At 56.0% G+C, this 9396-nt stretch carries 10 protein-coding genes; 4 read left to right on the plus strand and 6 right to left on the minus strand.

The window, feature by feature from the left end:
- Window positions 1–57: 57 nt before the first annotated feature.
- Window positions 58–870 (minus strand): cold-shock protein, encoded by an 813-nt coding sequence (locus EH31_RS18080; protein WP_034962380.1) that lies wholly within the window; start codon window positions 868–870, stop codon window positions 58–60.
- Window positions 871–1161: 291 nt separating this feature from the next.
- On the opposite strand from EH31_RS18080, the gene EH31_RS16290 reads away from it, so the two are divergent.
- From EH31_RS16290 to EH31_RS16305, 4 genes are read left to right on the plus strand one after another with little or no spacing between them, the layout of a single operon-like run.
- Window positions 1162–1593, plus strand: coding sequence for a protein tyrosine phosphatase family protein (locus EH31_RS16290; RefSeq protein WP_034962442.1), 432 nt, complete (start codon window positions 1162–1164; stop codon window positions 1591–1593).
- Window positions 1594–1626: 33 nt separating this feature from the next.
- Complete coding sequence (locus tag EH31_RS16295) at window positions 1627–2025, plus strand: hypothetical protein (RefSeq protein WP_051699378.1); 399 nt, start codon at window positions 1627–1629, stop codon at window positions 2023–2025.
- A gap of 12 nt (window positions 2026–2037) precedes the next feature.
- Window positions 2038–3024: a sterol desaturase family protein gene (locus tag EH31_RS16300; protein WP_034962382.1), complete on the plus strand. Its 987-nt coding sequence runs from the start codon at window positions 2038–2040 to the stop codon at window positions 3022–3024.
- 10 nt (window positions 3025–3034) lie between these two features.
- The gene (locus tag EH31_RS16305; protein WP_034962383.1) at window positions 3035–4624 is read left to right on the plus strand and encodes a GMC family oxidoreductase; all 1590 of its coding nucleotides are present in this window, start codon (window positions 3035–3037) and stop codon (window positions 4622–4624) included.
- 147 nt (window positions 4625–4771) lie between these two features.
- Here the strand turns inward: EH31_RS16305 and EH31_RS16310 are convergent, their stop codons facing one another.
- The 5 genes from EH31_RS16310 to EH31_RS17085 all read right to left on the minus strand — a co-directional run bounded on the left by EH31_RS16310 (window position 4772) and on the right by EH31_RS17085 (window position 9353).
- A complete protein-coding gene (locus tag EH31_RS16310) occupies window positions 4772–6094 on the minus strand; it encodes an ammonium transporter family protein (RefSeq protein ID WP_034962384.1) in 1323 nt (440 codons plus the stop codon).
- A 19-nt stretch (window positions 6095–6113) separates the two neighbouring features.
- Window positions 6114–6452 (minus strand): P-II family nitrogen regulator, encoded by a 339-nt coding sequence (locus EH31_RS16315; protein WP_034962446.1) that lies wholly within the window; start codon window positions 6450–6452, stop codon window positions 6114–6116.
- 245 nt (window positions 6453–6697) lie between these two features.
- Entirely contained in the window at window positions 6698–7270 is a 573-nt protein-coding gene (locus EH31_RS16320; RefSeq protein WP_034962386.1) for a pyridoxamine 5'-phosphate oxidase family protein, read from the minus strand.
- A 30-nt stretch (window positions 7271–7300) separates the two neighbouring features.
- On the minus strand, window positions 7301–8170 hold the full coding sequence (locus EH31_RS16325) for an alpha/beta fold hydrolase (protein WP_034962388.1): 870 nt from the start codon (window positions 8168–8170) through the stop codon (window positions 7301–7303).
- Window positions 8171–8252: 82 nt separating this feature from the next.
- Window positions 8253–9353 (minus strand): caspase family protein, encoded by a 1101-nt coding sequence (locus tag EH31_RS17085; protein WP_206742052.1) that lies wholly within the window; start codon window positions 9351–9353, stop codon window positions 8253–8255.
- Between the last annotated feature and the right edge of the window lie 43 nt (window positions 9354–9396).

The following is a 9396-nucleotide window of genomic DNA, read 5'->3' on the forward strand; positions in this document are numbered from 1 at the left end:
TAGATAAGAGAAGGCCGCTCGATCAATTGGTCAAACGGACAATGTACCGGAGGAATGCTATTCCTGCACAGGCACCAGATTGACCGCAGAGTACTTGCCTCGTCGATCAACTTCGAGGTCGAACTCAAAACGCTCGCCTTCGTTGATTTCGGACAGTCCTGAACGCTCAACCGCGCTAATATGGACAAATGCATCTGGCTCGCCGTCATCACGCACGAGGAAACCAAAACCCTTCATCGAATTGAAGAATTTGACTGTGCCAGTTGCTTTGTCACCGGTAAGCTCACGCTTGGGTGGGCCAGCGTCAGCTTTCTGAACTTCGATTACGTCGCCTACAACCTGCAGGTCCTGAGCGGAGACTTTGCCCCCACGGTCGACGAGATTGAATTCGAGCTCTTGGCCTTCAGCCAGACCCTCAAGGCCAGCACGCTCAACTGCGCTAATGTGCACAAACACATCTTCGCCGCCACTTTCTTGCTGGATGAAGCCAAAGCCCTTTTGGCCGTTAAAGAACTTTACAGTGCCTTTGCCGGTGCCAACGACCTGTGCGGGCATACGGTTGAAACCGCCGCCTGCGCCGCCGCCTGCGCCGCCGCCTGGCCCGCCGCGACTACCGCCGCCGCCAGGGCCGCCGCGTCCACCGCCGCCGCCAGGGCCGCCGCGTCCACCGCCGCCGCCGAAACGATCACCGCCGCCTCCGCCGCCATAGCGATCACCGCCGCCACCACCGCCGAAACGGTCTCCACCACGGTCATTTCCGAAGTCACGCGGAGGTGAATATCCGTCACCGCCACCAAATGGATCGAAGCTATCTTCGCCGAATCCGTCGCGCTTATCCCGACCGCGCCGACGTCCCCTGTCGTATCCCATAACTGAGCATATACCTTATATCGCTGCCCAACTTCAAAGACGCCGACGACGAGGGCAACGAGCCGCATCAGACGTTGAGAGGGGCTTCGAAGAATCTGACCCCGCTCTTCCTATTTATCCACATAGCGCACATAGACGCAGTTTGCGAACGTTTTAAGTTGTTTGAAGCGATTGTCGTAAGAATATGACGGATTCAGACGTCAAACGGTGGTACTAGCACGGTAGGTTGATAGCTCTCCCTTGGCCGGAAAAGCGAAAACGCCAAGCAAAACAGATAACAGCGAGGATACATTGCCAGATTTCAAATCATTATCTGAGACGGTATTCGCAAGCGAGCAGATCGAACTTGCGGATATAGCTGCCGCCAAAACGAGCGGGGTCACGACAATCGTCAACAATCGCCCTGACGGGGAAGATCCAAGCGCCCCGCAAAGCGATGCGATCAAGGCAGAGGCGACCGCAGCCGGTTTGAACTATGTGCCTATCCCCATTGGACATTCTGGCTTTAGCGACGCGCAAATCGATGCGATGATTGACGCGATGAAAGGCGCTGAGGGAAGATTGCTGGCCTATTGCCGCTCTGGAACGCGGTCCTCTTTTCTATGGGCGCTTGCAAGCGCAAAGATGGGTGCCGATCCAGACGCGATTACACAGGCCGCTTTGGCGGCTGGGTATGATGTGAGCCCGATTCGGCCGATGATGGACATGCTTGCTGCACGCTAGAACCCACCTCCTTCCTGCATATTCTGACTGGCAATGAACATCCCCCCGATTTTCTTACAGTTTCTTGTGTCGCTGATTGCCATTCTGGCGCTCTTCGCGCTCGCGCGGGCCATGAAACTTGGTGGTCAGCCGAAACTGACCGACAAAGGCTCAGTGGCATTTGCGGCGGGCGAGGTCGAAGATGGTTATGTTGCAGAACGGGTTGCTATCGCCCGCGGCGGTGATGCTGCGTTGGCCCGAAATGCTGAAGGGCGAATTATGGTAATTAAGCGCCATGGCAATCGCTTTGCAGGTCGCGTTCTGACGCCCGAGGCAAAAGTTCGCGAAGAAGTCGACGCGATCATCATCGATTGCGACGATGTCCGTTTTGGCAAGGTCCGGCTTTCCATCGATGACCCCGGCATTTGGGTCGATGCGATCAACCGGTTATAACGCGTATTTGAGATGCCAGACTTTTCGCCCACCCAATATGCCGTTCCGCTTTTCGTTGTCGCCGTGCTTGCCGAAATGATTTGGTCACGGCTGCGCAAACCCGAAGCCTATGAGCCGATGGACACTTTGGTAAGCCTTGCGTTCGGCCTGGGCTCCACCGTAGCAGGAGCGCTCTTCGGCGGATTTGCCGCTTTCGTTTTCATCGAGACGTACCAATACCGCCTTTTTGATATGGGGCCTGAGTGGTGGAGCCTTTGGTGGGCTTGGCCTTTGTGTTTCGTATTGGATGATCTCAAATATTACTGGGTTCACCGCGCAGGCCATCGCATCCGTTGGATGTGGGCATCGCACGTAAACCATCACTCATCACAGCATTACAATCTTTCGACAGCGCTACGGCAAAGCTGGACCGGAGCGTTTACTTTCGGGTTGCTGTTTGCATTGCCTCTGGTGCTCCTAGGTTTCCACCCGGCGATGATTGCGATCTGCGGCGGGTTCAACCTCGTCTACCAGTTCTGGATCCATACAGAAGCGATTGACCGTATGCCGCGCTGGTTCGAAGCAGTGATGAACACACCCAGCCACCACCGCGTCCACCATGCGACCAATCCACGATACCTTGATCGCAACTATGCCGGTGTCTTTATCATCTGGGACAAGATGTTTGGCACGTTCGAGGAGGAATTGTCTGAAAGAGATGGGGCAGAGCCCATCCGCTATGGAATCGTAAAGCAATTGGGCAGCTTCAACCTGCTCTATGCTGTCTTCCACGAATGGATCGGTATGCTCAGCGATATTTGGCGAAGCCCGTGGCGCCACAAGCTCTCCTACCTCCTGCGTGAACCCGGCTGGACCCACGATAGCAGCCGCGAGACGTCTGATACGATTCGCGCAGGATGGCTTGAGCGGCAAAAAGCGGGGGCGAAACCAGCGGCAAATCAAGTGGCTGATCGAAACCCGATTGCAGACGCTGCGCAAGCTGCTAACTCTCCTTACTGAAGGAGAGATCATGGATAGTTTTGACTACATCGTCATTGGCGGTGGCAGCGGGGGAAGCGCAGTTGCCGGCAGATTGAGCGTGGATGGTACGCGCCGGGTTTGCTTGCTCGAAGCAGGCGGACGCAACAACAATATGTTGATCAAGACGCCAGGCTTCATGCCTTTCATCCGCAATTCGTCGAATTACAAATTTGATACGGTCCCGCAAAAGGGGCTGAACGGACGGATCGGTTATCAGCCACGCGGCAAAGGCCTTGGCGGGTCATCTGCGATCAATGCGATGGTCTACATCCGCGGAAACCGCTGGGATTATGACAATTGGGCCCAGATGGGCTGCACCGGCTGGTCGTACGATGACGTTCTCCCCTATTTTCGCAAAGCGGAAAGCAATGAAAACGGCACCAATGATTATCACGGCGATGGCGGGCCTCTGTTCGTTTCCAACCAGCGCAGCGCAAACCCTGCAAGTCATGCCTTTGTTGAGGCGGCGGGCGAATTGCAGCTCAAGCGCAATGACGATTTCAACGGCGAAGGCCAAGAGGGATTTGGCCTGTACCAAGTGACCCAGCGCGATGGCGAACGGTGGTCAGCAGCGCGCGCCTATGTCGAGCCTATCCGCGAGCAAGGTAATATCGACATTCGCACCAACACTCTGGTTGAAAAACTCGTCGTGGAAGACGGGCGGGTCACCGGAGTGCAGATCCGTCGCGGAAAGAAATCGGAGACGATCCATGCGCGTCGCGGTATTGTTCTCTCGGCAGGCGCGTTCAATTCACCTCAAATCCTGATGCTCTCAGGCATCGGCCCTGCCGATCATTTGAAAGAGCAAGGCATCGAGGTTGTCCTCGACAAGCCGGCTGTTGGATCGAACCTGCAAGATCACATTGATTATGTGTCCGGATGGGAAACAGAAAGTGATGTGCCCATTGGCGGCACCCTTAAAGGAACGCTCCAAATGGCAGCGGCAGTGATCGAACATCGCCGCAAGCGAACCGGTCGGATGACTACGCCTTATGCAGAAGCGGGCGGTTTCTGGACCGTAACAGACGGAGCGCCTGCTCCCGACGTTCAATGGCATTTCGTGCCTGCCGTCCTCGAAGATCACGGGCGTGAGCAGGTGAAGGCCCACGGCTTTTCGTTGCATGCCTGCGTGCTTCGCCCGGAAAGCCATGGCACCGTGCGCCTCGGTTCAAATGATGCTGCTGCGGCCCCGCTTATTGACCCCAATTTCCTGGACGATGACCGCGATATTGCGGTTATGCGCGCAGGGGTCAGGCTGTCTCACCGGATTGCAGAAGCTCCAGCATTGCAGGCTTACGGCCCGACGGACCGCCACCCAGTCGACTTGAATGACGACGACGCACTCGACCACCTCATAAGAGAGCGTTCGGATTCAGTGTACCACCCCGTCGGTACCTGCCGCATGGGGGCTGATGATGATGCGGTTGTAGACACCACGCTCAAAATGCGCGGGCTAGAAGGCCTGTGGATCGCAGATGCCAGCATCATGCCCAAGCTAGTGAGCGGCAACACTAACGCTCCCAGCATTATGATTGGCGAGCGCTGCGCTGACTTCATCAAGGCTGCCGAGAACGCCTGAACGGAACCTGCCGGGACAAAAAAGAGGCCGGAGCGTATCGTGCGCTCCGGCCTTCAAAAGGTTGATTGTTCGCAGGAGGAACATCGGTTGGCGGGATAAGAGGGGAGAGGAGAGAGAGTCTCTTACCCCGCCAAACTGTTTGCGCTCTTATCGAGCGAATTCAGGATAGGCTTCGACACCGATCTCAGCCTTATCAAGGCCGTTCATTTCGTCTTCTTCCGAAGGACGAACACCGATGGTGTATTTGAGTGCAAGCCAGACGACAGCGGATGCAGCCGAGACCCAGACGGCGGTGAGAAGAACACCAACCAGCTGACCCACGAAGGTCGCATCACCCGTCCAGGCAACGATCAGCGTACCCCAGATACCTGCAACGAGGTGGACAGGGATCGCGCCAACGACATCGTCAATCTTGAGCTTGTCGAGAAGCGGGACAGTGAAGACCACGATCACTCCGCCGATGCCGCCGATCAGGATCGACTGACCCACAGTCGGAGCAAGCGGTTCTGCCGTGATCGAAACCAGACCAGCCAGAGCGCCATTGAGTGCCATGGTGATATCCGCTTTCTTATACAGAACCTGCGTCAGGATGATCGCAACGACCACACCGCCGGCTGCTGCCATGTTGGTGTTGACGAAGATCTTCGAGACGTCAGAGGCGTCGCCCACAGTGCCCATCGCAAGCTGCGATGCACCGTTAAAGCCAAACCAGCCCAGCCAAAGGATAAAGGTACCCAGTGTCGCGAGAGGAATGTTCGATGCCGGGAACACATTGATCTTACCATCAGCGCCATAACGGCCCGCACGCGCGCCGATGATGAGAGCGCCGACAAGAGCAGCCCAGCCACCGGTTGAGTGAACAAGGGTCGAGCCTGCAAAGTCACTGAAACCGTGGACGCTATCAAGATAGCCACCGCCCCATTCCCAGCTGACAACAACGGGGTAGATGATGCCGGTCAAGACAGTCACGAAGATGAAGAACGGAACGATCTTCACCCGTTCAGCCACGGTGCCCGAAACGATCGAGGCAGTGGTTGCACAGAAAACCATCTGGAAGAACCAGTCAGAAGCGACCGAGTAGCCGGTGCCCGTGTCAGCTTCGCTTACGCCCTGCATCGCATATGGGAAACCAGCAATGCCAAACAGGCCAAGCGACCCCTCGGCAAATCCAGGATAGGCGATGGAATAACCGATTACCCAGAACATCAAACCGGCGATGGAATAAAGGCCGATGTTCTTAAGGCACTGTGTTGACGTGTTCTTTGCACGGACAAGGCCAGCTTCGAGCATAGCAAAGCCAGCAGCCATCCACATCACAAGGAAGCCACCGATCAAGAACAGAAGAGTGTTGAAGATATATGCGGTGCCGGCCGAGACGACCTCCGCATCAGGAACAGCTGCCAGAGCAGGCTGAGCGACAAGCGCGCTAGCTCCAAGGAGAGCAGCGGCTTTGAGGAGAGGTTTTATCATGTGCCTGTTCTCCGAGAGCTTAGAGTGCGGTTTCGCCGGCTTCGCCGGTGCGGATGCGCGTGGCTGAAGCAAGGTCGAGGACGAAGATTTTGCCATCACCGATCGCTTCGGTGTTAGCTGTCTGTTGGATTGTCTCGACTACTTGCTCAGCAATGTCGTCGCTGGCCGCAATCTCGAGCTTCACTTTGGGAAGCATATTGGTGGAGTATTCAGCCCCGCGATAAATCTCGGTCTGGCCCTTCTGACGGCCAAAGCCTTTGACCTCTGAAACGGTCATTCCAGCGACACCGATCGCGCCCAATGCTTCGCGCACCTCATCGAGCTTAAATGGTTTTATGATGGCGATGATGAATTTCATCCTTGCCCCCTTTATGGTTCCAGCCGGCCCTTCCGGCTCGCTGAGATAAGCAGCAAGGAGCGTGCCATTCATGGCACGGCGGGCGTAACGCTAGGGAAACAAGGCTGAATTGGACTTGCGTAGCAGGAAAATTGTGCACCCGCACAAAATTGCGTGCCCAAATTTTAATCGATTGTTCACATTTTAGGCACGCAGGATTGATCTTGCGCAAATTTCAGACCCTGCGCGTAACAATCTAACGGTGATCAGGTGTCGCCTGCAATATACCGTGTTGTTGGGCGCGTCGGCAGGCCGTCGATGCTACTCGTTCGGCTCGCCATTTTTGCTTCCCACTCGCCAGGGTCGGATTGACGATGGGCCTTCTTAAGAGTCTCGCGCTCACCCTCGAGCGACATGAAAGGGACGCCCCATCCGCAGCTGGTCTGAACACTCTCGATATCGATCACAAAGATCTGCCTCGTGCCAGGAAGTAGGGTGAAGATGCGGGCCAGCTCATCCCATTCGGCGTCTTGCGGCAGAACCGGGTGACCTTTGCCATAAATGCGCAATATCAAGGCGGGCTGTTCAAAATTGCAGAACATGATCGTGATACGCCCCCTGTCGGGCTGATCTGACATCACATGGGCATGGGCCTCATTTCCCGAGCCGCCGAGATCAAGATAAGCAACCTGAGTGGGCGAGAGCACGCGGAATGCATCATAGCCTTTAGGACTAAGGTTTATGCGCCCATCGATCGCAGCTGTGGCAACGAAGAACACGGCCTGCTTCTCGATCATGGCCACATGCTTTTCGTCTAGCGCATCGAAAAATTCGGCCATGAGTTGCTCCTGAGAATTAAAGCCCGAGAACTAGAGAAAGTCGCGTAAGACGGACATGAATCTGTCGAATTGATCATGGTGTAGCCAGTGGCCTGCGTTTTCGAATTCGATCACGCTAGCGGTGTTGAAATGCTCGAGCCGGCCGTCTTTTTCAGGATTGGAGGCCCAGCTTTTCTCACCATAAAGGAGCAAAGTCGGGCACGTAATCGCGCCCCAGATCGCCTCCATGAATTCATCGGCCACATCCTCGACCTGCCACACGTTCAAATGCGGGTCGAATTTCCAGCTATAGGTTCCGTCTTCGTTGCGATTGACCCCGTGGATGGTGAGGTGGCGCGCCTGTTCCTTGGTTAGGTAAGAGTTCTCTTCAATCATCCGCGCAAAAGCGGCTTCGATGCTTTCATATTTGCGCGGGGTGCGCCCTGCGGCTTTGCGCTTCTTCTCGATCCATTCGCGCATCCTTTCTGGGTAAGGCGTCTTGCGCTGTTCCTCTTTCCATGAAGGCGAAGGCCCCAAACCCTCAATCGCGACCAGCTTCGTCACCATATCGGGGAACATGCCTGTATATCGCAGCGCGACATTGCCGCCCATGGAGTGCGAGACGATAGTCACCGGGCCTCGGCCAAGCTGATGCACCAATTGGGCAAGGTCGTAGACCATGTCGTTGGATGTGTAATTGCCATCTGACACCCAATCGCTGTCGCCATGTCCGCGGTGGTCCATCGCGACAACGTGATAATCCTTGGCCAATTCCTCAGCCGTCCAATCCCAACTGCGCGCATGGTCGCGGCCACCATGGACCAGCACGAGCGGCGGCGCCTCATGGTTGCCCCAATCAACATAATTGAGCTTGAGGCGTTGTGAGATGAAGCTTTGGGAGGTCGGGCCTGATGGGGTCATGGCCAAGGGCTTTACGCTAGAGCGGTGCATGTTGCAAGACTGAATGAAACTGCGACTAGAGCGAGCCGCCATAGGGGGGTTGTTACTCGAATGCGGCTGCGAGGCGGTAAGTTACTTTGTACTCACTTCGATCGCCGTTGAGTGTGACGGTATGAACGCCTGCGGTCTGCGCAAGTTGTACCGACCCTATCAGATCATGGCCCCCGACATCGTCGAACTCCATTACGCGAAAGCTTGCATCGGATTCAAAAACGAAGTCCCCTTGCGGCTGCCATACATCGCCTGTCTTCACACGAAACGAAGCGCCATTGTCTTCGGGAAACCGGGATCCATCAGAAAATTCAATGAACAGATTGTCCGGCCTTCCAAAAAAGCCCGTCAACCTGACCGTCTCGATCTTAACGTCGGTCAGACGCACTGGCTTCCCCGATAACGTAAGCTGAGCTGTCGATGAGCCAGCCACAAGGACGCCGGTGTTCTCACGCACGAGATAGATGGGTGTGCCGGTGATGCTGGCACTGATAAAGGGACGCTGTTCGCCATCAGTGATTGAAAGCACGTCGTCGCGAACCAATCCGCCCAACAATTGGACGGGAACATCGGGTTCGGGCAGCCTTTGCGCCAAAGCTCTCGCGAAGGGTGAGTTTTGACCGTCACCATCGCTCGCGGTCTGTCCCGGAGCGGCTGCGTATATGACGAGCACATCGTCGGCCTCAACACCGATCAATCCGCGCGTGACAGCCCGTGTGCCGGATCTCCAGGTTCTCCCGAACGGATTGTTGCGGCAGGCATCCTGCACGGCGATGCGGACCTGTGCACCGGACAATGACTGCATCACCAGATCAAGATCGATGCTTTCGTAAGGAAGGTCGCGGGCTGAATCCAGCTTCGCATCGGTAGGGATGAGCCAGTTCTTACCGCTGCCCTCGATCCCATGTCCGGCGAAGTAAACCATGGCAACGTCTGCGCCATCTGCTTTCGAACGAAACTCGCGGAGAGCCGCGCGAAATCCGTCTATGCCAAGGTTGTTGCCGACAATGACATCTTGAAACCCGGCAGTCCGCGCCGCATCGGCGATAAGGGTCGCATCATTAGCAGCATTGGGTAGTTGGCCCGTATGCTCGTAAACCGAATTTCCGATAATTAGCGCGACTTTGCGCGCCTGAGCGGGATTGGCAAACATCAAAACCGCGATGGCGAAGAGAACGAATGCTCCCCTCAACCCA

The organism is Erythrobacter longus, from assembly GCF_000715015.1.
Classification (GTDB): Bacteria; Pseudomonadota; Alphaproteobacteria; order Sphingomonadales; family Sphingomonadaceae; genus Erythrobacter; species Erythrobacter longus.

Coding starts and splice junctions, on each gene's coding strand:
- EH31_RS16300 (WP_034962382.1), top strand. CDS start 2,038: ATGCCAGACTTTTCGCCCACCCAATATGCCGTTCCGCTTTTCGTTGTC.
- EH31_RS16295 (WP_051699378.1), top strand. CDS start 1,627: ATGAACATCCCCCCGATTTTCTTACAGTTTCTTGTGTCGCTGATTGCC.
- EH31_RS16315 (WP_034962446.1), bottom strand. CDS start 6,452: ATGAAATTCATCATCGCCATCATAAAACCATTTAAGCTCGATGAGGTG.
- EH31_RS16325 (WP_034962388.1), bottom strand. CDS start 8,170: ATGACCCCATCAGGCCCGACCTCCCAAAGCTTCATCTCACAACGCCTC.
- EH31_RS16320 (WP_034962386.1), bottom strand. CDS start 7,270: ATGGCCGAATTTTTCGATGCGCTAGACGAAAAGCATGTGGCCATGATC.
- EH31_RS16310 (WP_034962384.1), bottom strand. CDS start 6,094: ATGATAAAACCTCTCCTCAAAGCCGCTGCTCTCCTTGGAGCTAGCGCG.
- EH31_RS16305 (WP_034962383.1), top strand. CDS start 3,035: ATGGATAGTTTTGACTACATCGTCATTGGCGGTGGCAGCGGGGGAAGC.
- EH31_RS18080 (WP_034962380.1), bottom strand. CDS start 870: ATGGGATACGACAGGGGACGTCGGCGCGGTCGGGATAAGCGCGACGGA.
- EH31_RS17085 (WP_206742052.1), bottom strand. CDS start 9,353: ATGTTTGCCAATCCCGCTCAGGCGCGCAAAGTCGCGCTAATTATCGGA.